The organism is Paenibacillus sp. FSL R7-0333, assembly GCF_038000365.1.
GTDB lineage: Bacteria > Bacillota > Bacilli > Paenibacillales > Paenibacillaceae > Paenibacillus_AQ > Paenibacillus_AQ silagei.
In genome coordinates this window covers 6,180,892-6,205,532 of sequence record NZ_JBBOBZ010000001.1, presented here as the reverse complement: position 1 = coordinate 6,205,532, position 24,641 = coordinate 6,180,892, and the positions used below count along the sequence as shown (strand labels likewise).

Below are 24,641 nucleotides of genomic sequence, written 5' to 3'. Positions count from 1 at the left end.
CTGTTTCATGAGAAGCGCTGCCGGTATTCGCGCGGCGACAACCCTTCCAGCTTCATGAAGCTGGAGCTGAAGTAGGAGGATTGGTTGAAGCCGACCTCTCCGGCAATCCGGGAGATCGGGAAGCTGGTCTGCATTAGCAGCAGCTTGCTCTGTCCGATACGGTAGCGGAGCAGATATTCCATGGGTGAACAGCCATATACCTTGTTCATGCAACGGGCGATATAGACCGGATGGAAGTTGAGGCTGTCTCCCAGCATGGCGGTTGTAATCTCTTCACGGTAGTGGGTGCGGAGATAGGAGGCGGCCTGCTCGGCACATAGGGTGGTTTGGGAGCTGCGGTGCTCCGGGTTCACAGAAGCGGCCAACTGCTGCAGAAGATCCTGGAAGAGGAGCTGCTGCCGGAAGCGGACGGCTTCGAGGTGGGCGGTGGCCTGCAATTGCGTGAGCTGCTCCAATACCTCGTAAGCTCTATCCGGCAGAAGTAAGTTAACAAACTGCGATAACACCAGATTGAAGGAGCTGATATCGAATAGAGAAGCGGGATGCTCTCCTGTAGTCTCAGTCAGAGTGCCGGAAGCGGACCCTGTCACCGATAAGGCGGGCAGGTCATGGAAGGTCTGAAAGTGGAGCCAGTGATAGGCCGTATCCTCCTTGCAGCCTTCGGTTCCAAAGTGGTGGCAGTCGGGGCGAAGGATCAAGGCATCGCCTGCCTTCACGGTGAAGCGCTGCTCCTCCTCTCCGATATACAGGCATCCCTGCTGGACAATGAGCAAGTCAAATACCTTGATCTGCTGGCGGCTCCGGTGCTGATATCCAGGCTGGCAGTGATTGAGGCCGCTGGCTATATAATGCGGCAGGGGAGGGATGCGGAACAGAAGCGGGTTCATGGGCTGGCCTCCTGAAGAAAGTTTGGATATTGAAAGTTTAGGTTGGAGAATTAGTACATTTCCCAGAGTATATCACCTATAATTTATTACAGGCAAGTTTAAATCGTAAGGCTGTGGATAGGTCCAGCGCGACCACCCGAATTCCCCCGGTTTCTTCTCCTTAAGGAGTACTCCGGGGGCTTATTTGCGTTGAACTTGCGATTACTGCACAAATGTATGATAAGTGCACAGTGCGGTTAGCCGTAAAGTACAGGAATATCCCGAAGCTTCACTGTTCAGCCGCAGGAGGCTTCTTCTATACTCAGGTCATACATTGGATTTCACGAAGCCGCAGGGGCCATCAAGGCCCAAGGGCAGAGGCTTCGAACCCAGTGACGCGGCAACTTATCTATAGGCATAGGAGAGTGAAGGCTTTGAGACACCGCAAACGCAAGACCGGTATACCGCTCGTCACCCAGCTTCCCTTGAAGGGAGCGGGCGGGCTGTCCCCGCAGCTTGAGTCCGGCACCCGGAAGACAAGGAAGAAGGGCTTCGTGCATGAGCTGGTCCATAACCGGATTCTGTTCCTGATGCTGCTGCCTACGCTGTTGTTCTTTCTAATTAACTCGTATTTTCCGATGGTTGGGGTCTATTATGCGTTCACGCAGTTTGATTTCAATTCCGGGCTGTTCGATGCTCCCTTCGTGGGGCTGAAGAACTTTGAATTCCTCTGGAAGTCCGGGACGCTGGTGAAGCTGACGCTCAATACGATCGGCTACAATCTGGCTTTTATTTTACTCGGGAATGTGCTGGCGATTATCTGTGCGATTCTGCTCAGCGAGCTGCGGGTGAAGTGGTTCAAGAAGCTGACCCAGTCGGTCATGTTCCTGCCGTATTTCGTATCGTTCGTTATTCTTAGCGTTATCGTCTACAATGTGTTCAATTATGATAACGGTTTCTTGAATACGCTGCTGACTCAGTTCGGGGCGAATCCTGTGGATGTTTATAATAATCCGGTCATCTGGATTTTCCTGATCATTCTCTTTTATCTCTGGAAAAATCTCGGCTACAGCATGGTCATCTACCTGGCCTCCATCACGGGCATCAGCGAGGAATATTATGAAGCGGCCAAAATTGACGGTGCCCACATTTTTCAACGGATCTGGTATATCACGGTGCCGATGCTGAAATCGACCTTCGTCATGCTGCTACTATTCTCGCTGGGGAGTATTATGAAGGGGCAGTTTGACCTCTTTTACCAGCTGATCGGCAATAACGGGGTGCTGTACAATACAACGGATATTCTGGATACGTACGTGTTCCGCTCGCTCAAGGTAACCTTCGATGTCGGGATGGCCACGGCGGCCGGCCTGTATCAATCGCTGTTCGGCTTCATCCTGATTATGACGGTCAACTATATCATCCGTAAAATAAATGACGATTACGCCTTGTTCTAGGTTGTGCGGAACCTGCTGCGGAAGGAGAGAAAGAGCATGCAAATCAAAGACGACTCATACACCAGGCTATTGCAGGGAGTAGCTTATACGGTAATTATACTGGGCTCCTTAGCCTGTCTGATTCCGTTCCTGCTGATTATTTCGGCTTCCTTGACGGCTAATGAGTCCATCATCAAGGATGGTTATCATTTCATACCGGCGCAGTTCTCGCTGGAGGGCTACAAGACGGTATTCACCTTCCCTGATGAGGTACTGCGGGCGTATGGGGTGACGCTGTTTACTACGGTGACGGGGACGACGCTGGGACTGTTCTTCATGACGATGGCCGGATATGTGCTGGCCCGCAAGGATTTCAAATACCGCAATACCTTTTCGTTCTATATTTACTTCACGACCCTGTTCGGCGGGGGACTGGTGCCCTGGTACATTATGATCACTAAGTATCTGCATCTGACCGATTCTTATGGGGCGCTGATTTTCCCCGGTTTGATGACGCCGTTCCTGATTATTCTGATGAAGAATTTCATCCGCTCGGCGGTGCCGGAGGAGCTGTTCGAATCGGCCAAGATTGACGGGGCGGGGGATTTCAAAATATACTGGCGCATTGTGCTGCAGCTCTCGATGCCCGGAATTGCTACGGTAGGCCTGTTCCTTGCGCTGGCTTACTGGAACGACTGGTTCTCCTCGTCGCTGTTCATTAATGATCCGCATAAGTATCAGCTGCAGTTCCATTTGTACAATGTCATCAACTCAGCCTCCTTCATCGCCAATATGGGCGCGGGTACCGGTGTCAGCTTAGGCAGTGATCTGCCGACAGAATCCACCAAGATGGCGATGGCGATTGTGGTCACAGGACCGATTCTGTTCCTGTATCCGTTCATCCAGCGTTATTTCGTGAAGGGGCTGACGATCGGAGCGGTCAAAGGTTAGAACCGGCTGGCAGACTGTACCTTTACCGTACATCTGCTATATCGGCTAACATAGAGTTAGACACAAGGATGGTATGCTTCCGGGTAGAGAACTGTACGAGGGCAGCGGGGAAGCGTGGGCTTACAACAAATTCTAGGAGGGTTCATTCATGAGAAAGAAAGCAGGCAGACGATCTTTGGTTACGCTTACAACGGGGTTGCTCGCTCTAACGCTCCTGGCCGGCTGCGGCGGGGGGAACAACGGCAACACTGGCAGCGCCGGTAATACCGGAAAAGACGGAAATACCGGCACACCGGCTGCATCAGAGGGAGCTGCTCCGGCAGCGGATACCGGGATCGACACCTCGAAGAAGGTGGAGCTGCAATTCTATATGCTCGGCGATGCTCCTAAGGATCTTCCGGCCATCCAGGCGGAGGTTAACAAAATGGCTGAAGCGGACCTGAACGCCACGGTGAAGTTCAACTTCACCAGTTGGACGGATTGGGATCAGAAGTATAAGCTGCTGCTGTCCTCCGGGCAGGCGATAGATCTGATTTTTACGGCAGACTGGACGCAATATCAATCCTATGCGAAGCGCGGTGCCTTCCTGGCACTGGATGATCTGCTGCCTAAGGCGGCACCCGAGCTGCAGAAGTTCGTCCCTGAGAAAATGTGGGAGGATGTTAAGGTTGACGGTAAAATCTACACGGTTCCTGCGACCTTCAAGGAGTATGTAACCAACGGGTTCGTCTACCGTGAGGATCTGCGCAAGAAATACAATCTCCCGGAGCCCAAGGACTTGGCCAGCTATGAGGCTTACATGGACGGCATTGTCAAAAACGAGCCGGATATGATGCCGATGTCCCTCAATAGCGATGTGGGTAACAATCTCCATTATATCTATACGGAGCTGCATAAAATGGTCGGCGCGCTGCCGTACGGCATGGGTGTGAAATATGATTCTCCGTCCACGGTCTACTCCTACTGGGGCTCCGATGAGCAAAAAGAAGAGCTGAAGATGATGAAGCGCTGGGCCGATAAAGGCTTCATTCCAAAGAATGTACTGAATATTAAGGATACGATGCAGGACCCGGTCACTTCAGGTAAAGCGGCCAGCATGTTCGGGGACAATCCTAACCGGTTCAATGATATGAAGATGAAGATCAGCACGACTCATCCGGATTGGGAGCTGGCGTATTCTCCTTTCGGCTTAACTACCGGCTATGCGACCCCTGTACATCCGATTCACAACGGGTTCGCTATTCCGAAGAGCAGCAAGAACCCGGAGCGGGCACTTGCCTTCTATCAGAAGATGGTGCTCGACAAACGGTATAATCAGCTGACGCAATACGGCATTGAAGGCAAGAACTACACGGTAGAAGACGGCTATTATAAGCTGGTCGGCACTAGTACCTCCAATGGCTTCACCCGTGAGGGCATGAACGGCTGGGCGTGGAGAAATCCGGAGTTCATGCTGTTTGACAAGGGATTTGACGGAGTCAAGGCGATCTTTGATGAGCTGGATAAAATCCAGAAGCCGGACCTGTTCCTGGGCTTCGCCGAGGACTACAGCTCTTATCAGGCAGAGAAGGCTGCGCTTGAGCAGGTAGAGAAGCAGTACCTGTTCCCGCTGGAGGCCGGACTGGTGGATGATGTGGATAAGGGCCTGGAGACCTTCATGCAGAAGGCCAAGCAGGCGGGCCTGGAGAAGATTCAGGCGGAGTGGACGAAGCAGTGGGAGGCTTATGTTGCTGAAAAAGGTCTAAAATAATGAGGGGAGCCCCGGGAGCCGAATGGCTTTTGGGGCTTTTTGTGTGCGCGGGAGCTGGAGTGGGTGCTGGAGTGGGTGCTGGTGCTGGTGCTGGAGTGGCGATGGCGCTTGGGTGGACGCTCCGAAAACGGAACGATGTTCCGATCGCTGTTGTGTCCGGATTTTTATTTATTCTACCTTAGCGGTGAAAATCCGGACACAAAGGCGAACGCTCCGCTTCTCCACATTCATTCCGTTTTCTCCGCTGTTTAAGCGCTGGGCACACCTGCGTCAACCCCGGCCCTCTTGCCGCGTCAGCCCTACAGCCTCCGTGGCAGGTGGGGAGAGCAGAAGAGCCCGTCTCCACGAATCTGGAGACGGGCTTGAGGTGAAGCGTACCCTAGCTTCTCCGTGCACACGGAGAAGGGCTTGGTGTTCCACCAAAGCGGACAAAAGAAAGCTTGGTGTTCCACCAAAGCGATTAAAAGAAGGCTTGGTGTTCCACCAAAGCGTTACTGTACCATGGATGATAAAGTGTGCTATCGAGTCAATTCTATGAAAAATTGCTGTAAGTCCAGTTCTGATTTTATATTTTCAATTACGTTTTTCAGTCCAGGAACCCACAGCAGAGTGTCTTGCCGAATATAGTTTAATACTATGGCACAACTCCGTTCAAACTTTTCAATATGCGGACTGTGTTCATTTGTCAAAACATTTCTGACCTCTTCTGCTAAATTCATATAATCTGAGTTAATGTGATCCTGTTTACTAATTTCAGCAGGTTTTAATTTGGACCAAACATAAGCTCCTCCTTCAACAACTGCTTCTGATCCCTCTAAATATTCCAGGAATGAATCCTCATTAATAAATTCATCGATCCGCTCCTCCAGACCTTTGAAAGCTTGGACAAAATTAATAACGTCTTCCAAAAAAGACACCTCCCGGATAAATAAGAAGATATGATTTTTGCTTGCTGTACAATTTCCTCAGTTAGCAAACCAATCTTATGTGATTTTAGTATATCGTGTTTTTTAACATTTTCAATTGTGAAAATTTTAACAAGTTGAATCTAAACTGGGGCCACGGCCCCAGTTCGAAAACTTACAAATACGATTTATAGAGTCCGCACACTTTTCAAACGGCGATAATCGGTAGGCGTTGTACCGAAGCTGCGCTTGAACATCCGGTGCAGGTAGGAGCTGCTGGTGAAGCCGCAGCGCTCGGCGATCGCGGTGACGGGCAGGTCGGTGTTCTCCAGCAAGGCGCACACTTCGCGCATCCGCACCTCCAGGATGACATCGACGATGCTGTTCATGGTCTGCTGCTTGTAGAGTCGGCTGATATAGATGGGTGACATGTCCAGTTCATCGGCGATCTGGTTCAGGCTCAGATGAGGCTTCATGTAATCCTCATTGATCTTGGCGTTGATCTGGCAGATGAGGTCGTGCTGCTTGGTGTTCTTTTTGCCGGCCAGCTGCTCCTGCAGAGTATGGAAGAGGGCGGTGAAGGCCTCCTCGAGCTCCTCTATCGTCTCGATAGCGTCCAGGCTCGGCAGCTCGGCCATTCCATCAATTTGTAAGCGGTTACGTTTCTGGATAGTGTTCACGATCTCTCTAACTGTGACGCTGAGCCTGGACACGGTTAACTGGGCGGTCTGGTAAGGGAAGGCTCCGGTCTCGCGGATCATCGCGCTGAACTGCTCGGCGGCGTCCGTCAGCTTGCCGCTCAGCAGCGCATCCGCTAGCCTCTTCTCCTTGTCCGCCGGATAATGATAAGTGCTGGACTCTAGCGCACAGATGTCCCGGGCATTCAGGATACAGCCATGCCCATAGAACAGGCGGTGATTCGACGCCTCGCGGACCTGCTGATAGAGCTGATGCAGCTGGCTGGCATTACGGTCAATATGGCTGTAGGTCAGCGTAAGGCTGATCTTCAGATAGTCGGAGCAGGCCTGCTGAATCTGCCGGAGCAGGGCTTCGATTAGGCCGGTATCCGTATATTCCACGGGATCGATAATGTTCAGCAGCACCAGAATCCCGTCATCGTTCATATCCACAGTCTCCACGCGGTAGGTCTGGCCGCAGATCTCGGAGGCGATGTTCATAATGGCGAATTTGGAGGCCAGCAGATAAGAGGAACGGGCTTCCCGGAACTCCCGGTAACGGTCAATCCGCAGCAGGATCAGCCGGTAATCATCATTGAAGGTGAAATGAATGCCGAGCTGGCGCAGCTTCTCTACCTGCTGCATGGACTGCAAAGGCTTCAGGCCGAGGATCAGGTCCCGCAGTGTATTTTGCCGGATCATGAACATGCTGTCGCGCTTCTCGGTCTCCAGAATATGCATCTCGCTGACAATCCGGTTCATCGGCAGGTAGAGGCTTCTGGACATGATCCAGGAGAGGCCGATGCCGGCCACCAGCACCAGACCTGCGATCAGCAAGGTGGTGTTGCGGATGTTGTTGGTCTGCTTCGTAATGATCTCATACGGCGTAATTCGTACATACTGCCAGCTTAAATCATCCGGTGCCGTATAAGAGATCAGCGAGTTCACGCCCCCGAAGGGAGCGATGAAATACCCGGCCTCCCGGCCCTTGATCCGCTGCTCGATGAATCCTGCTTCCTCCGGGGTCAGCTCCTGCTGCTTCAGGCTGTTGCTGGAGCGGAAGGCGCCCTGATCATCCAGAATATAGGTCGCACTGGTGGAATCCGCCGGGCTGGCGATCTCTTTGTTGATCCACGGAGCCGAAATATTCACAATCACCGCCGAATTAATGGCCCGATCCCAGCCGATCGCATCCAGACACAGGAAGGTGTAGGCACGGACCTGATCGTTCTCCAGTGCGCCGTTGGAATAGACTCTAGGAATGGGAGTGAACGCCTTATAGTTCTGATAGTGGCTCAGGATATCCAGAATGGAGGTATCGACCAGCTCCTTCTCGGTATACACACCGTTCTGACCATGGGAGGAGGCAACATACAGCTGCCCGCCCTTGGGATTATATACATAGATGGATTCAATATAAGGCATGGAGCTTAGATAGTTGCCCAGCTCGGACATGGCGGCGGTGACATCGTAGATGTCCGGCTTATCGTAGAACACGATTTTGGAGATGGTGCTGTTGCGGTAGATTTGAAAAGAAAGCGATTGCGCAGCATCCGTCATGTTCACGACCTCACGGCTGGTCTGTGTGAGGTTGCCGAGGTCGGACTGGAAGGTCTGTTTCTTTTCTACGCCGATATAGTAGTTGTAATAAATGATGGTGGAGACCAGAAAGGTTAAGGAGACGCAAAGTGTAATGCTAACTAGCAGTCTGCTGTACAATGCCCGTTGATTGCCGATCTTGTTCAGTCTCATCCAAAGTAGCCCCCTGACTCACTGTGTATTCTTGCGGGTACCGTCCTTGTCGTAAATGTTCATAGTACGATTATAAGCTCCAGCCTATGAACAGGACAGTAGAACAAGCTTATAACTGTGAACAGGCTGGACCCCTGCGCAGTGAACAAATGCAAGATTCGTGTACAAAAGCTACTTGTGACAGGGGAGGGGACTATTCCCTATATGACTCTGCTCTGAATGCGGAAGGTGCGCGGGGAGAGGCCGATCTCCCGTTTGAACATATTGCAGAACTGGGCGTCGTTGACGAATCCGGCTGCAGCCGAGACCTCGGAAATATGCATTTGGCTGTGCAGGAGGAGGGACTTGGCATAATCCAGGCGTTTTAGTAAAAGATAACGGTGGGGAGAGTGCATGAACCGCTCCTTGAACAGATGCCGGAAGCGGTCGTAGCTGTAACCGGACATCTCTGCCAGCGAGGCCACCGAGAGCTTGTGGCGGTAATGCTCGTTCATATAATTGAGCACATACTGCATCTGATCCTCTGCCGGGGAATGGAAATCGGAGGCGCTGAGCAGCCGCTGGAGATAGACGGTAATTTCACTCATCTGCAGATTCAGCAGCTCGCTGAACCCGTCGCGCTTGCGCTTGAACTCAGCGCTCATCCGCTGCAGGGTCTGTAGCACTGTGTGCTCTTTATCATCGTCAAACACACCGGACAGCGAATTGATCACCGGATTGCCGCAGTGGAAGCCGACGAACAGCACCTCCGGGCTGGGCTGATGATTCTCATCATGCTTGAAGCCGGCCGGAATGAGGGCGAAGGTAGAGGGCCGGAAGTGATAGCTGCGCTGGCCGATGCTGCAGGTGCCCTGACCGTGGATGTAATAGACAAGCTCGAAGCACTCATGCTGGTGCGGAGGGATATAGGTACCTGCTTCATGTTCTGCATTTACAATATATAGGACACGATCCATGATGAGCCTCCCTTGATCGTCATTTAGCCGAATCGTACAAAAACATGACCGAAAATATATAAATATTTATGTTTTCATTTGATATGATCTTATCAATAAAACCGAAGATTCTCAACTGGACTGGCCATCTTGTTCGGATATTTTACGGTTTTTTAGCGAAATGTAACATGAAATGTTTGGTTTTCAGAGTAAAATGCTTATTTTCAGAATTTCAACAGTCGCTTATTCATGCTGCCCGATTCGATGGGACCAACAAAACGTGTAATTGGGATTTTATGCTATTCAGCAGGGTGGATCTATTACAAATAGGGGTGTGAACTTAGAACATGAAAAAGAAAATGCTCACTTTAATGTTGCTGGCAGTTATGGTACTGGTCGCTGCGTGCGGAAACAACAAGTCCGGGAACGGGAATGGTGCGACAGCAACTCCGGGAACGAATGAGGAAGGCGGCGCGGCTGCGGGGGACAAGCTCAAGGTGGTGCTGCTGATTCCGGGGACGCTGGGCGATAAGTCGTTTTTTGATGCGGCGAACAATGGTCTGCAGAAGGTGAAAAGCGAGCTTGGCGCAGAAACGAAGGTCGTGGAAATGGGCGCTGACAAGACGAAATGGGAGCCGACTTTTAATGATATCGCTGCTGAGGATTGGGATGTTGTCATCTCCGGCGGCTCGGAAATTACAGAAATGTTCAATGCAACGGCAGAAGCAAATCCCGATAAAAAATTCATTAACTATGACACCGACATCGAGGAAGCGCCTGCCAATATGTACAATATGTCTTACTCGACCAATGAGGTCTCCTTCCTGGCCGGAGCGGCTGCGGCGCTTGCTACCCAGTCTGATATGCCTAATGCCAACAAGGACAATGTGATCGGATTCCTGGGCGGAATGGACATTCCCGGCATCAATGCCTTCCTGGTCGGATACATTCAGGGAGCACAGTATGTGGATCCGGAAGTGAAGGTAGCGGTCTCTTATGCCGGAGATTTCGTGAACCCTGCCAAGGGCAAGGAATTGTCGCTGATCCAGTATAACTCGGGTGTGGATATTATTTTCAACGTAGCGGGCGGTACGGGCCTTGGCATCTTCGATGCAGCGAAGGAAAAGAACAAATATGCGATCGGCGTCGATTCTGACCAGGCGATGCTGCTGAAGGATACGGATAGTGTGAAAGCCAACCTGATCGTTACTTCTGCGATTAAAAAGATTGATTCGGCCATCCTTGGCGCAGTGAAGAAACTGCAGGACGGCACGCTTGAAATGGGTAAACGCGATGTGCTTGGCTTCGTCGAAGACGGCGTAGGCATTGCCGAGAACGAGATCTACAAGGCGGCATTCCCGGCGGAATTGCAGACCAAGATTGAAGAAGTGAAGCAGAAGCTGATCAATAAGGAAATTAAGGTGGATAACGCAATGGGTATGGAGACTTCTGAAGTGGAAGCCATCCGTAATGCTGTTAAACCTTAAGGACATGAACAGAATCTTTGGTTGAAAGGCGTTGATGACCCATGGCAAATGCTCTGCTGGAAATGCGGGGAATCACCAAAGTGTATCCGAACGGTGTGGTTGCCAACAAGGACGTTGAGTTCTCCCTGCGCGAAGGCGAGATCCATGCGATTGCGGGTGAGAACGGAGCCGGTAAATCGACTCTGATGAAAATTATGTTCGGAATGGAGAGCCCAAGCGAAGGCGGGCTCTACATCCGGGGAGAACAAGTGAAGCTGCAGTCCCCGCAGGACGCGATTGACCGAGGTATCGGGATGGTGCATCAGCATTTCATGCTGGTGCCTTCTTTTACGGTGGCGGAGAATATGGTGCTCGGTATGGAGCCGAAGAAGGGCGTTGGCTTCAATTATGCAGAGGCCGTACGCCTGACGGAAGCAACTGCACGTAAATATAATCTCTCAGTGAATGCCAAGGCGAAGGTGGAGGACCTGAGTGTCGGCATGAAGCAGAAGGTGGAAATTCTGAAGGCGCTGGTGCGCGGTGCCAAGATTCTCATTCTCGATGAGCCAACGGCAGTGCTGACTCCGCAGGAGACGGAGGAGCTGTTCCATGAGCTGCAGCAGCTTAAGGAGCAGGGACACACGATTGTGTTCATCTCGCACAAGCTGAAGGAGGTCAAAGCCATCTGTGACCGGATTACCATCATGCGCGGCGGCCGGAGTGAAGGCGTCTTCGAGACCAAGGAAGTAACGGAGCAGGAGATCTCGCGGCTGATGGTCGGGCGGGATGTGGTGCTGAAGTATGACAAAAGCGATCTTCCCTACGGCAAGCCGGTGCTTACAGTGGAAGGGCTGAGCGTCTCAGACAGCCAGGGAAAAGCGCTGCTCTCCGAGCTCAGCTTCTCGGTCCGTGAAGGCCAGATTGTCGGCATCGCCGGCGTTGAAGGGAACGGACAGACACAGCTGATCGAGGCGCTGACCGGCGGCCTGCGCGGAGTTGGAGGCAGCGGGTCGGTACAGGTGAAGGGGAAGGACATCCGTGAGCTGGATATTCTGGACATCCGCAACCTGGGGGTATCCTATATCCCTGAGGACCGGATGCGCCAGGGCTCTGCCGGAGAAGCCAGCATTGCCGACAATCTGATCTCCACGCGCTACCGTCAGAAGGATATGAATAAAGGGCCTTTCCTGCACGGGTCCAGAATTGCTGCGCTGGCCTCTGCGCTGGTCGAGGAATTCAAGGTGCGCTGCTCCGGCCCGCAGCAGCCGATCGGTATGCTGTCCGGCGGTAACATGCAGAAGGTAGTCGTAGCCAGGGAGTGTTCCACGAATCCGCAGCTGCTGATCGCCGAGCAGCCGACCCGGGGCGTGGATATCGGGGCTGCCCAGTTCATTCACCAGAAGCTGCTGGAGCTGCGCTCGGCAAACTGTGCCACGCTCTTGGTATCAGCGGATCTGAATGAAATTCTGGAGCTGAGCGACAGTCTTCTCGTGATGTATGAGGGCCAGATTGTGGCCTATTTCGAACATCCGTCAGCAGTCGGTGAGGAAGAGCTGGGGCTCTACATGCTGGGAATTAACCGGCAGGACAAAGAGCAGACCGGGAGGGCCGCATATCATGTTTAAAGTCAAATATTTCGAGGCGATCCGCACAGCGGCGGTCATCGTCATTGCACTTATTATCGCGTTCCTGATCATCTCGCTGGTCAGTGACCACCCGGTGAAGACGATCGGAATCTTCCTCTGGGAGCCGTTGTCCACGAAGGGCCATATCGGCAACGTCATTGAAATGGCGATTCCGCTGATGTTCACCGGCCTTGCGGTCTCCCTGCTGTTCCGGGCCAATATGTTCAACCTGGGAGCGGAGGGGATCTTCTATTTCTCCGGTGTCGTGACTACTGCGCTGGCGATTCATCTCAGCCTGAACAGCTGGTTCCATCCGGTAGTGGCGATTCTTGCGGGCTCAATCGTAGGGGCACTGCTCTCAGCCATCCCCGGTATTCTCAAAGCGAAGTGGAACGCCAATGAGCTGGTTACCTCGCTGATGTTCAATAACATCCTGTTTGGGGTCGGGCTGTACCTGCTGAACTATCATCTGCGGGACGCCAAGGCCTTCGCCAATGTTTCTTTTAAATTCGAGAAAACGGCCCAGCTCAGCAAGCTGTTTGCAGGGACGCGGATTCATACCGGACTTATTATTGTGCTGGTGCTCATTGTGCTCGCTCATCTGTTCCTCTACCGGACCAAATGGGGCTATGAGCTGCGGATGACCGGGGTTAACCGGGACTTCGCCCGTTATTCAGGCATGAAGACGGCCAAGGTGATCATTCTGGTCCATCTGATCGCCGGTTTCATTGCCGGTATGGGCGGCTCGGTGGAGGTGCTCGGGATGTACAGCCGGTTTCAGTGGACCTCCTTACCGGGCTACGGTATGGATGGTGCACTGGTGGCCATGCTGGCCAAGAATAATCCGTTCTCCGTCATTGTCTCGGCGCTCTTCCTGGCCTATATCCGCATTGGCGCCGATATGATGTCGCGCCTCTCCGATGTGCCGTCCGAGATGATCTCGATTATCCAGGCTGTGATTATTCTGCTGATATCCGCGGAGCAGTTCCTCAAGTTCTGGAAGAACCGCATGCTGCTGAAGGAGGCGAAGGAAGCATGAACAGTCTGCTGAATGTCATTCTGACGACGGATTTTGCCTTCTCTGTCCTGCGTGTAACCACGCCAATACTGTTCGCTGCACTGGGGGCGCTGATCTCGAACCGTGCCGGAATCATCAACATCGGGATGGAAGGGATCATGCTGGTCTCGGCGCTGGCCGGGGTTATCGTGAGCGCCTATACGCAGAGCGCCTGGGTGGGATTGCTTGGGGCGGTGCTGTCGGGAACGCTGATTGCGGGCATTTTGGCTTTTTTCACCTTAAAGTTCAAGACCCACATTATTCTCGGCGGGGTGGCGATCAATATGTTCGCTTCCGGCGGTACGGTATTTATTCTGTATCTGCTGAGCGGTGACAAAGGCTCTTCCACCTCCTTGGCGAGTAAAGTGCTGCCGAGTATAGATATTCCGCTCCTGCAGGATATTCCGGTGCTGGGCCCGATTCTGTCGGGGCACCACATTCTGACGTATTTCTCTATATTGTCAGTGCTCGTAGTCTATTATCTGCTCAACCGTACACCGCTTGGACTGCGAATCCGCTCCGTAGGCGAGAATCCGCATGCGGCCCAATCAGTGGGCGTCAGTGTGGTCCGCATCCAGTACAGCGCGCTGCTGCTCAGCGGCTTCTTCGCCAGCTTGGGCGGAGCCTATATGTCGATGGGCTACCTGTCGCTGTTCACCCGCGATATGATTGCCGGCCGGGGCTGGATTGCCATCGCCGCTGAATCCATGGGCCGGAGCACCACCGTGGGCACAGCGCTGACCTCGCTGCTCTTCGGCGCAGCTGACGCGTTATCCAATGCCCTGCAGGTGCTGAAGATTCCGGCGGAGCTGATCGCTACGCTGCCTTATGTGGCAACGGTGATCGGTCTGATTATCTATGCGGTCTCGGAGACACGGAAGAAGAATAAGAAGCTTAAGGCTACTGTTACGAAATAAACAAGGTAGATAAGGCACACGAAAGAAATTAGCGAAAAGCAAAAAGAAGCGGAGGGGAAATTTGGAACTGTAGGAGCGATAGCGTCCGCCTTTGTCACCGGATTTCTACCGCGAAGAGCGGTTCAAAATCAAGAAATCTGGTGACAACAGCGGCCGGAAGTCCAAATGTTCACCGCAGCTTCGACCAAGCTTCAAGTTCAACTCTTAAGTGCGTCTTATCTAGCCATTCACAACTAATCAAAGGGAGCGACAACGATGCCAACACCTATCATTATTGACTGCGATCCGGGGCATGACGACGCGATTGCCATTCTGCTTGCGCTGGCACATCCGGGAGAGCTGGATATCCGGGGGATTACAACCGTTGGCGGCAACCAGATTCTGGATAAAATTACCGACAATGCCCTCAAGATTCTCAGCTTTGTAAATGCAGATATTCCGGTAGCCAAGGGCGCTGCGGCGCCGCTGCTGGGCAAGCTTGTTACCGGAGAGGAAGCCCACGGGGAGTCCGGCATGGATGGCCCGGCGCTGCCGGCGAGCAAATTCAAGCCCGTAGAGCAGGGGGCAGTAGAATTCATGCTGGAGATTATCCGCGCCTCGGAAGAGAAGATCACCCTGGTGCCTACCGCTCCGCTGACGAATATCGCCCTATTGATTACCGCTTACCCGGAAGTGAAGGAGCGGATCGAGAAGATCTCCCTGATGGGCGGCGGACTGGCTTACGGCAATGTGACCCGGACAGCGGAGTTCAATATTTATGTAGACCCGGAGGCGGCGCGGATCGTTTTCGAATCCGGCATTCCGATTGTCATGAGCGGATTGGATGTGACAGATAAAGCGGCGATCTTCGAAGAGGAGATTCAGGAGCTTAAGACGCGCGGTCCCGTGTCCGTCATGGTCGGTGAGCTGCTGGATTTCTATTCGATCTACGGGAAGAAAATGGGCTTTGTCGGCAATGCGCTGCATGACCCTTGCGCCATTGCCTGGCTGCTGCACCCGGAGCTGTTCGAATCCGAGCACCTGTATGTAACCGTAGAGACCGAAGGCAAGCTTACCCGCGGCATGACTGTGGCGGACCGCCGCAAGAAGCCGGACCAGCCTGCGAATACGGAGGTACTGCTTGGTGTAGACCGCGAAGCCTTCATCAAGCTGCTGTTCGATTCGTTGGAACGGTTAGACCGGCAGCTGGGGTCTCCGGCAGGAGAATCCTAACGGATGGCGGGCTGGGAACGTCTGCAGGAGACGGTAAGGTTCGAGCTGCAGCAGCGGATCGAGGAAGGCTGCCAGCCGGGCAGTCTGGCGGAGAAGCTGGATGCGGCCGGGAGCGATGAGGACAAGCTGATGGAGGTATACCGGGAGCTGATGGCACTTCCTGTATCCGCTGATTTTCCTTATAAGGAGCCTTCGGATCTGGCGGGGATCAGGCAGCTCCGTCCGGAAGGTCCGCGCAAGCTTGCGGTGGACTGGACGCCGGACCAGTGGCGAGACAGGTTCTACGGGGCCTGGCTCGGGCGGAGTGTAGGCTGCGCGCTGGGCAAGCCGCTGGAATACTGGGACTATCTGTACGGGAAGGATGGCCGGACCGGCTGGGAGAATATCGAGCTGTGGTTCCGCGGTGCCGATGCCTGGCCGATTACCGGCTATACCCCGGAGTTCTCTACCGCCCGCGAGGAATACGGCCTCGGTTTAAGCGACTGGTCATTCACCAGCACGCGTGAGAAGATCAGCTACATGGAGAGCGATGACGATATTCGTTATACCGTGCTTGGCCTGATGCTGCTGGAGCAAAAAGGGTTGAACTGGGATTCCTGGGATATCGGCAAGCTGTGGCACGGGCATCTGACCTACAGTCAGGTCTGTACGGCGGAGACACAGGCCTATATGAACTTCGCTCAGGAGACCTCCCATCTGCACGGAGAGAAGCCGGCGGATTGGCCGCTGCGGCAGGAGCGGGTACGGATGCATCTGAATCCGTACCGGGAATGGATCGGTGCGGCGATCCGCGCGGATGCCCTGGCTTATGGAGCGGCCGGACATCCCGAATTAGCGGCAGAGCTGGGCTGGCGGGATGCCTCCTTCTCGCATGTGAAGAACGGGATCTACGGCGAGATGTTCAATGCAGCAATGATCTCAGCAGCTTTCGCAGGCCTCAGCAATCAGGAGATTGTCCAGATCGGCCTGAGTGAGATTCCGCAGACGAGCAGATTGGCTAAAGATGTGCTGCGGGGAGTTGAAATTGCACAGCAGGCAGGCAGTGAGCGTGAGCTGGTCAGCACCCTCTGGAACGAGTTCAGCCATTACGACCCGGTGCATACGAACAACAACGCTGCTATTGTGGCGGCCTCGCTGATCTACGGCGGCGATGACTTCGAGAAAGCGGTGGTCACCTCCGTATCGGCCGGAATGGATACCGACTGCAACGGGGCCACCGTCGGCTCCATTATGGGAGCGAAGCTGGGGGCTGCCAAGCTGCCGGTTAAGTGGACCGCACCGCTGAACGATCTGCTGTATGCGGATCTGCCGGGCTTCCACCCGATCGCCATCTCTGAGGTCGCGGAGCGGAGCTATCAGGTGTTCCTGAAGCTGCGGGCGGAGCTGGGGGAAGCGAAACAGGGATAATACAGATACTAATTATATTTGAGCACTTTTTATGAAGTCGCCTCGCACCGGATGTTTTCAGGGGAAAACATCCGGTGCGGTTGGGCGGCTTTTTTGTCGTTTAGGAAATTATGATTTACATCCGATGCGGATAAGTTGTGCATAAAGTTGGGGGTAAGTGTCTTGGAGCATCGGCAGGATGACTATATTCTGGATCAGTAATAGGAATGACTTCGCTGATTTCACCGAACAGCCGGATATGGTCGGAAAACCGACTACATTCGGTGCGGCAGAGGCGTGTGGGCCGAATGTGGTCGAAAAACCGACCACATTCGGTGCGGCAGAGGCGTGTGGGCCGGATATGGTCGAAAAACCGACTACATTCGGTGCGGCAGAGGCGTGTGGGCCGGATATGGTCGAAAAACCGATCACATTCGGTGCGGCAGAGGCGTGTGGGCCGGATATGGTCGAAAAACCGATCACATTCGGTGCGGCAGAGGCGTGTGGGCCGGATATGGTCGAAAAACCGACCACATTCGGTGCGGCAGAGGCGTGTGGGCCGAATGTGGTCGAAAAACCGATCACAATGGGGATGCCGCAGGCATTTTGTTCTCGTATGGGAAGGAAAGTTTGCCGAATGTAGGTGAAAAACCGATTACAATATGCCGCTAAGAAGGTAAGTTGATAACAGGGAAGTCTACAGCCAGATCATACTGGCTGCGGACTTCCCTGTTTCGTTTAAAGAAAGCCTCGCTTAACTTAACATTCACAGGATTAAACTTGTATGTTAGCATTACTTGTAATTCTATTACTTACCAAATTTTGATTATGGAGAGGGGAGCGGAGCTCATGCTGAAAGTCATGATTGTGGACGATGAACCCTGGGTTCTGGAAGGACTCCGGACGATGGTGGACTGGGCGAAAGCCGGATTCGAGGTATGCGCTGAAGCGCTTAGCGCCGGAGAGGCGCTGCGGCTGATCCGGGAGCACAGGCCGGATCTGCTGCTGACGGATATCAACCTTCCGGTGATGAGCGGCCTGGAGCTGATTGCGGCCGTGAAGGAGACGGTGGACCCGCCGCCCCGGTTCGTGATCCTGAGCGGGTATGACGATTTCAACTATGCCCGGACTGCGCTGCGCCACAAGGTGGACGGCTACCTGCTGAAGCCGGTGGATGATGAGGAGATCGGGGAGCTGCTCGGGAAGATCCGAGCTATTATCCGTTTTGAAACCGCTTCCAGACTAGAGGAGCGGAAGAAGCATAATATTCTGGTGCATAATCTGATCAGCCGTTGTGTCCAGGGGGATTGGAGTGAGGAGCTGGAGCACGCCGCCTGCGGTCTGCTGGGGCTTCAGCCTGATACAGAGCTGCAATGCATACTTGCTGCTGCCATATCAGGTTCAGGTACGGTGAGCCTGAATGAAGGGGATACCGAAGGCTTCCCGGATCACCTGGGCTATGTCTTCCAGGACCCGGCCGGAAGGGCCGGGCTTCTGATTCGCTCAGCCGGACTGTCCACGGAAGCGCTGGAGGCAGCAGCCGCTCAGGTGCAGAAGGTGCAGTCAGCGAAGCTGGGGGTACCGGTGGCTGTAATGATCAGCGGCCGGGGGAACGGACTGCGCGCCGTCCAGGAGCTGTACACCCAGACGCTTGAGGTCTGGGGGCTTAAATACCGGAAGGAGCGGGGCGGAATTTTCTACTACAACGATCTGCGTACGGCCCGCTTGTCTCCCGAATTCACTGACGGGCACTTTACGCGTGTGCTGGATGAGGTGAAGGAAGGCGTGCCTGAGAGAATCCGGGCCGCTGCCAGGGAAGCCTTCGCAGCCATGACCGCCAAGAGGGTGAGTATTGACGCTGCACAAGCTGAGGTAGCCCATCTGGAGATGACCTTATGCCGGAGTATTGCTGAGATGCAGGGAGACCCCGACCAGATCATGTGTGCGATGCACAAGGAGTACGGCAACTTGGGCGGACTCACGGACTATTACAAGCTTAGCCTGTATGTGGACCGGCTCTGCCTGGAGACCGCAGCGTACCTCACCGAGCTGCGGGCTAATAACGAGGGGAACACCATCTATAACGTGATTCAATACGTAGATCTGGAATTCCGCAGCAAGCTGCAGCTCCAGGACCTCGCCAGGCAGTTCCACATGAATTCTGCCTATCTGGGCCAGTTGTTCCGCAAGGAGACGGGGCGCAGCTTCAGCGATTATCTGAATGAGAAGCGGATCGAAGCGGCCAAAAGCCTGCTCAAGCGCACCCAGCTCAAGATATCGGATATCGCGGTGCAGGTGGGCTTTTCCAATACCGATTATTTCATCGACAAGTTCAAGAATAAGGTGGGTTCATCACCTTCGGTGTACAAGAATGCCCACAACAATAAACAGCTCTAAAATACCCCCACAAAGTGGGGCTTTGTCTTCGAAGGCTACTCAGGTACTTTGCGGGGACCCCGAAAACTTATAAATTCTATATTGATAGGAAAGCCGGGTGTGTGTGAGGGATGGCGACAAAACGGTTTAAATTCGGCACCATCGTCAATGATATTCCGCTAAGCTACAAGTTCTATCTCATCTACATTGTGGGTGTGCTCCTGCCGATCATGGTGCTGAATCTGGTATTCCTGGAGCGGATTACAGATCTCATCAAATCGAGGGAGCAGCAGAATCTGGAGATTTCCATGGAGCGGGCGCGGAAGGACATTCATGATTTTATTGAAGGGGGAGTCTCTGTCGGCTACACGCTGGCTGCGGATAAGAATCTGTACGAGATGCTGGACCGGACCTATACGGACTCTATCGAATTCTACAGTATGTTCAACGAACAATTGAGAGACCGGATGAACAGCTATATGCCTGTCAATAACCAGCTGGAACGAATCAGTATATTCACGAACAACCAGACGGTTGTATCCGGGGGGAATTATCAGGTAATGAACGATAAAGTATGGTTCAGTGACTGGTACCGGCAGGCCAAGAAGGCCACTACCCAGGTCTATGTTGCTGCTTACCGGATCATGGAGAACAAGAATCTGGCTTCATCCACCCCGACGCTCAGCATTATTGAGACCATGGACAATTACCGTAATCTGAACAACTATGAGAAGGTGCTGCGGATCGATCTGGACCTCAGTGAGATCTATGACATTATCGTCCGGGAACGGGATTACCTGAGCCTCTATTTGATCAATGGGGAGAACAAGATTGTGATGTCAGCGGACAGCGGCTATCAGCATATTACGGATGATCCCTATCCGGTATTCGATCAGTGGGGGGACAGCCAGGACGAGAGCGAGGGGGTTCGGGTAATGGCTGTAGGGACGGCGAATTATCTCAAAGGTTGGCGGATTGTCGGAATTACGCAGGGGGAGCGGATCTCCCAGGCGGTTCTCGATATCCGGCTGTATGCGGCGGGACTGGCAACAACACTGACCGTATTGACCAGCGGATTCATCTATATCATGCTGCGCTCCTACAACTACCGGGTGAAACGCCTGTCCCGGCATATGCAGAAGGTGACGAACGAGAAGTTCGAGCTGATCGCCATCGATGAGGGCCGGGATGAGATTGGCGGGCTAATCCACAATTTTAACCGGATGACCTCCAGAATCCACTCCCTGATCAACGATGTGTACAAGCTGGAGATCCAGAGCAAGAACCTGGAGATGGAGCGCGTCAGGGCGGAGCTGAATTTCCTGCAGAGCCAGATGAACCCCCACTTCCTGTTCAACACGCTGAATGCGATACTGGTGGTCTGCACCAAGAACAAATATAACGATGTCACCGATATTATAAAAAGCTTGTCGAAGCTACTGCGCAGACTATTGAGCTGGAAGGAGGATCTGGTGCCGGTGCGCGAGGAGATCGCATTTATCGACATGTATCTGCGGATTGAGAAATTCAGGTTCAGGGATAAATTCGATTATACCTTTGAGATCGATGAGCAGTCCCTGGATTATAAAATACCGAAGCTGAGTATGCAGCCGCTGGTCGAGAATTCCTGCAAGCATGGCCTGCAGACGATTGAGGGGCTGGGCGTAATCAAAGTGGCTGCGGTCGTGCTGGATAACAGGCTGCAGATTACAGTATCCGACAATGGTAAGGGCATGGAGCCGGAGAAGCTGAAGGAGCTGATGTTCGCGGTCCGCAAGGAGGATTACTCCGGGACCAACATCGGTATCCGCAATGTATACCGCAGGCTGGAGCTGAATTACGCGGATCAGGTGCGCTTCGAGATATCCAGTACGCCGGGTCAGGGAACGGTAGTGACCTTTGGCATTCCCCTGAAGCTGCTTGAGAAGAATTACTCCATGGAAAGAGAGGTATAGATGATGAAATACAAAGTATTATTAATCGATGATGAGCCGAGCGCTCTGGAAGGGATGGAGATGTGGATCGATTGGCAGGAGCTGGGCTTCGAGCTGTGCGGAACCTGCGGCAACGGCCGGGAGGGGCTGCAGATGATGAAGCAGCTTCAGCCGGATCTGGTCATAACCGATATCCATATGCCGCTGATGAATGGTCTGGAGATGATCGGGGAATGGCGGCAGGAGGGGACGGATTCGACGAAGTTCGTCATTTTGAGCGGCTACAGTGAGTTTGAATACGCCCGCACGGCCATCAGCTACGGAATCAATCACTATCTGTTGAAGCCGGTCTTCCCGGAGGAAGCTGCCGAGGAGCTGCGGGAGATCCGCCTGGAGCTGGAGCAGGAGGCGAACCGCAGAAGAATCCATGAGACCGCTTCCGGGGAAGAGGCGGCAACCTTAATCAAGGGGCTGCTTCATGGCAAAAAGGGAGAACCCGAGCTTATGGAATGGCTGGAGACTCTGCCCGGCTTCAAGGAGAGTCCTTCATGGAACATTTGCCTGATCCGGACGGTCCCGGAGCTGTACACAGAGGTACGGAGCCGCATAGTCTCCCTGCTGGCCGGATATCAGGCACTCGTGACGATCGATCTGGAAGCGGGGTTGCTCGGGATCGTGTACGGCATGACGGCAGGCAGCGGGGAAGACGGCGGAATAGCTGAAGTGCTGGATATCCTGCTGCGCGAGTACGGGAGAGGGAAGATTAACATCGCGCTGGGAACCCCGGAGGACTCCTTGTTGTCCATAGAGGGCAGTTATGGCCGGGCCAAAGAGACGTTACTCCATTTCTTTTACGAGCCGGAGCAGGCAGGGGTGCTGGCTTACAGCGCGGTACAGGACAAGCCCTTCAGTTATCACTATGATCATATCGGGCTGATGGATGCCCTGCTGGACTGCGTGAATCTTCTGGACTCGGATGGCTACCGCGAGGCGCTGGAGGCGGCGGCCCGCAGCTTCCGGGAACAGCAGGTGGCGCCGGAGGTAGTACGCAAATTCGTAATCCACCTCATGTACCGGATATTCGCACTCGCACCCGGGGCAGAAGCCGCAGGCGAGGAGGGCGGAGTGGCCTCGGGTGTTGAGGTATCAGAGATTCAGCAGGCGATGACCCCGCTAAGCGGGCTGCTTAGCCGCTTATTGTCCTACGGCGGGAAGGCCATAGATCTGCTGGTGCAAGAGCAGAATTATAAATCGCATGGGATTGTCCGGGAGATCAACCAATACATCGGGGAGCATTATCAGGAGAGCCTGAGCATTCAGAAGCTGGCCGAGATCTTCTTCCTGCATCCGGTATACCTGGGGCAATTATTGATTAAGAAGAACGGGATGACCTTCAATGAGCAGCTGCATCATCTGCGGATTCAGGCTGCGGCTGAGCTCCTGCGCGGGAGCAGGCTGAAGCTCTCAGAGATTGCCGAACGTGTCGGTTACGCCAATTACGGACAGTTTCTGAAGCGGTTCGAGAAGGAGCTGCACATGGGTCCGAATGAGTACCGGCATGCCAAGTTCTAAAATTTTCGGGGGTACACCTTTAGTTCGGTCGTATTTTAGCGGACAGTTCACCTCTATAATTTACTTGTGTAAGTGCTTACAAATTAAAGACAAACACTATGGAGGTGCTTTATGGGGGGCAAGTCGAAAGTGACGTTTAAGTATTCCCTGGTTGCGCTATTAACCCTTAGCTTCGCACTGTCAGGCTGCGGCGGGGGCAACGACAAGAATGCTGCTGCAACTGACAAAGCAAAGGCGACAACAGCAGCGGATTCTGCTTCAGCTAACACGGGAGGAAAGATTGAACCATTCAAGGTTAGCGCATTTATCGGAGTAGCCGGGCAACAGCCGACACCGGACAACAAGATCTACAAGAAGATCAAAGAGGAGACCGGTGCCAGCTTCGATATGGAATTCTTAGCAGGCGACATTAACCAGAAGCTGGGCGTTATGATTGCCGGCCAGGATTATCCGGACCTTATGACCGGGAGCACCAAGCTTACAGCAGCAGGGGCTTATATCCCGCTTGAAGACCTGATCGAAGAGCATGCGCCGAATTTGAAAGCGCATTATGCAGAATATTGGAACATGATGAAGGACCCGAATGACGGACATATTTATATTTTGCCTAACTACGGTGTATATAACGGTAAGGTCAACAGCTCATGGTATTCAGGACCGGCCTTCTGGATTCAAAAAGCAGTGCTTAAGGAATTCAATTATCCGAAGGTTAAGACACTGGATCAGTACTTTGACCTGATTGAGCAATATAAAGCAAAGTATCCGAAAATTGACGGAAGCCCGACCATCGGGTTCGAAATTCTGAACTATGACTGGAAAAACTGGGGTCTGTTCAACGCACCTCAGCATCTGATCGGACATCCGAATGATGGCGGCGTAGTCGTGAAGGACGGCGTGGCCGAGGTATTTGCCAATAAGGATTATGCCAAGAAGTACTATCAGAAGCTGAACGAGATGAACGAGAAGGGCATTATCGACAAAGAAACCTTTGTGCAGAACTACGACCAGTATATGGCAAAGCTGTCCAGCGGAACCGTTCTGGGGATGTTCGACCAGCACTGGAACTTCAACGCTGCTGAGGATTCACTGACGACTCAGAATAAAATTGAACGCACTTATGTAGGTCTTCCGCTGGTATACGATGAGTCGACCAAAGACCACTACCGCGATCTTGCGGTGCTCAATCTTAACAATGGCTTCGGCATCAGCATTAATGCCAAAGATCCGGTGAAGATTATCAAGCTGCTCGACACCCTGATGGATGAGAAGTGGCAGAAGCTGTTCTCCTGGGGTGTAGAAGGCGAGGATTATATTGTTGAGAACGGCAGATTCATGAGAACCCAGAAGCAGCGTGATGATGCAGCCGATGCCACTTGGCAGCTGGCCAACAAGGCCAAATCATTGTATGAATATCTGCCTAAGACCGAAGGAAGCTACAGCGACGGCAACTCCACGGATGCCGCTGCACAGCCGGAAGAATACAAAGCAGGTCTGAAGCCGTACGATAAGGAAGTTCTGGATGCCTATGGCTTCAATTCCTACGTTGACTTCTTCAGCGATCCGCCGCCAAACCCTGTTTATTATCCTGCCTGGTCCATCGACCTGATTGAAGGCTCGGATGCCAAAATCGCCAGTACCAAGCTAAATGAGCTGCAGACCAAGTTCCTGCCGAAAGCCATTCTTGCCAAGCCGGCCGAATTCGATTCCGTATGGACCGATTATACGGAACAAATCGAGAAAGCCAATGTGAAGGCTTACGAAGACAAGATCAATGAGCAGATTAAGTGGAGAATTGAGAACTGGAGTAAATAATGTAAGGTCTGG

19 protein-coding genes are annotated in these 24,641 nt (G+C 53.2%); 15 read left to right on the top strand and 4 right to left on the bottom strand.

Translation table 11 applies throughout. The features are described from left to right. Positions 1-5 precede the first annotated feature (5 nt). Positions 6-887 (bottom strand): helix-turn-helix transcriptional regulator, encoded by an 882-nt coding sequence (locus MKY86_RS26245; protein ID WP_076085611.1) that lies wholly within the window; start codon positions 885-887, stop codon positions 6-8. Positions 888-1,456: 569 nt separating this feature from the next. Here MKY86_RS26245 and MKY86_RS26240 point away from each other — a divergent pair. The 4 genes from MKY86_RS26240 to MKY86_RS26225 all read left to right on the top strand — a co-directional run bounded on the left by MKY86_RS26240 (position 1,457) and on the right by MKY86_RS26225 (position 5,255). Continuing rightward, positions 1,457-2,323, top strand: coding sequence for an ABC transporter permease (locus tag MKY86_RS26240; protein WP_339314977.1), 867 nt, complete (start codon positions 1,457-1,459; stop codon positions 2,321-2,323). A gap of 36 nt (positions 2,324-2,359) precedes the next feature. After that, complete coding sequence (locus MKY86_RS26235; RefSeq protein ID WP_036700398.1) at positions 2,360-3,253, top strand: carbohydrate ABC transporter permease; 894 nt, start codon at positions 2,360-2,362, stop codon at positions 3,251-3,253. Positions 3,254-3,401: 148 nt separating this feature from the next. Further along, entirely contained in the window at positions 3,402-5,003 is a 1,602-nt protein-coding gene (locus MKY86_RS26230; RefSeq protein WP_076085614.1) for an extracellular solute-binding protein, read from the top strand. 63 nt (positions 5,004-5,066) lie between these two features. Further along, positions 5,067-5,255 carry a hypothetical protein gene (locus MKY86_RS26225; RefSeq protein ID WP_143803899.1) on the top strand — a complete coding sequence of 63 codons (189 nt, stop codon included), beginning with the start codon at positions 5,067-5,069 and terminating at the stop codon, positions 5,253-5,255. Between the two features lie 266 nt (positions 5,256-5,521). Here the strand turns inward: MKY86_RS26225 and MKY86_RS26220 are convergent, their stop codons facing one another. The 3 genes from MKY86_RS26220 to MKY86_RS26210 all read right to left on the bottom strand — a co-directional run bounded on the left by MKY86_RS26220 (position 5,522) and on the right by MKY86_RS26210 (position 9,293). Continuing rightward, entirely contained in the window at positions 5,522-5,911 is a 390-nt protein-coding gene (locus MKY86_RS26220; protein ID WP_076085619.1) for a hypothetical protein, read from the bottom strand. 185 nt (positions 5,912-6,096) lie between these two features. Next, complete coding sequence (locus MKY86_RS26215) at positions 6,097-8,337, bottom strand: helix-turn-helix domain-containing protein (RefSeq protein WP_076085622.1); 2,241 nt, start codon at positions 8,335-8,337, stop codon at positions 6,097-6,099. 200 nt (positions 8,338-8,537) lie between these two features. After that, the gene (locus MKY86_RS26210) at positions 8,538-9,293 is read right to left on the bottom strand and encodes an AraC family transcriptional regulator (protein ID WP_076085625.1); all 756 of its coding nucleotides are present in this window, start codon (positions 9,291-9,293) and stop codon (positions 8,538-8,540) included. A gap of 326 nt (positions 9,294-9,619) precedes the next feature. Here MKY86_RS26210 and MKY86_RS26205 point away from each other — a divergent pair, with 326 nt between their 5' ends. The 11 genes from MKY86_RS26205 (at position 9,620) to MKY86_RS26155 (ending at position 24,629) form a co-directional block, all read left to right on the top strand. After that, positions 9,620-10,759, top strand: a complete 1,140-nt coding sequence (locus tag MKY86_RS26205; protein ID WP_076085628.1) for a BMP family ABC transporter substrate-binding protein — start codon at positions 9,620-9,622, stop codon at positions 10,757-10,759. 41 nt (positions 10,760-10,800) lie between these two features. After that, positions 10,801-12,363 carry an ABC transporter ATP-binding protein gene (locus tag MKY86_RS26200; RefSeq protein ID WP_076085631.1) on the top strand — a complete coding sequence of 521 codons (1,563 nt, stop codon included), beginning with the start codon at positions 10,801-10,803 and terminating at the stop codon, positions 12,361-12,363. Then, complete coding sequence (locus tag MKY86_RS26195) at positions 12,356-13,402, top strand: ABC transporter permease (RefSeq protein WP_036731087.1); 1,047 nt, start codon at positions 12,356-12,358, stop codon at positions 13,400-13,402. The genes MKY86_RS26200 and MKY86_RS26195 overlap by 8 nt, the downstream gene beginning before the upstream one ends. Then, on the top strand, positions 13,399-14,337 hold the full coding sequence (locus MKY86_RS26190) for an ABC transporter permease (protein WP_076085634.1): 939 nt from the start codon (positions 13,399-13,401) through the stop codon (positions 14,335-14,337). The genes MKY86_RS26195 and MKY86_RS26190 overlap by 4 nt, the downstream gene beginning before the upstream one ends. A 255-nt stretch (positions 14,338-14,592) precedes the next feature. Next, positions 14,593-15,549, top strand: a complete 957-nt coding sequence (locus MKY86_RS26185) for a nucleoside hydrolase (RefSeq protein WP_076085637.1) — start codon at positions 14,593-14,595, stop codon at positions 15,547-15,549. A gap of 3 nt (positions 15,550-15,552) precedes the next feature. Beyond that, positions 15,553-16,956: an ADP-ribosylglycohydrolase family protein gene (locus tag MKY86_RS26180; protein WP_076085640.1), complete on the top strand. Its 1,404-nt coding sequence runs from the start codon at positions 15,553-15,555 to the stop codon at positions 16,954-16,956. 178 nt (positions 16,957-17,134) lie between these two features. Next, positions 17,135-17,578 (top strand): hypothetical protein, encoded by a 444-nt coding sequence (locus MKY86_RS26175; protein ID WP_340827585.1) that lies wholly within the window; start codon positions 17,135-17,137, stop codon positions 17,576-17,578. Positions 17,579-17,784: 206 nt separating this feature from the next. Then, complete coding sequence (locus MKY86_RS26170) at positions 17,785-19,332, top strand: response regulator transcription factor (RefSeq protein ID WP_076081980.1); 1,548 nt, start codon at positions 17,785-17,787, stop codon at positions 19,330-19,332. A gap of 110 nt (positions 19,333-19,442) precedes the next feature. Beyond that, complete coding sequence (locus tag MKY86_RS26165; protein ID WP_076081981.1) at positions 19,443-21,266, top strand: sensor histidine kinase; 1,824 nt, start codon at positions 19,443-19,445, stop codon at positions 21,264-21,266. Further along, positions 21,267-22,817, top strand: a complete 1,551-nt coding sequence (locus MKY86_RS26160) for a response regulator (RefSeq protein ID WP_083685512.1) — start codon at positions 21,267-21,269, stop codon at positions 22,815-22,817. A 111-nt stretch (positions 22,818-22,928) separates the two neighbouring features. Beyond that, positions 22,929-24,629, top strand: coding sequence for a sugar ABC transporter substrate-binding protein (locus MKY86_RS26155; protein ID WP_076081982.1), 1,701 nt, complete (start codon positions 22,929-22,931; stop codon positions 24,627-24,629). Positions 24,630-24,641: the final 12 nt, after the last annotated feature.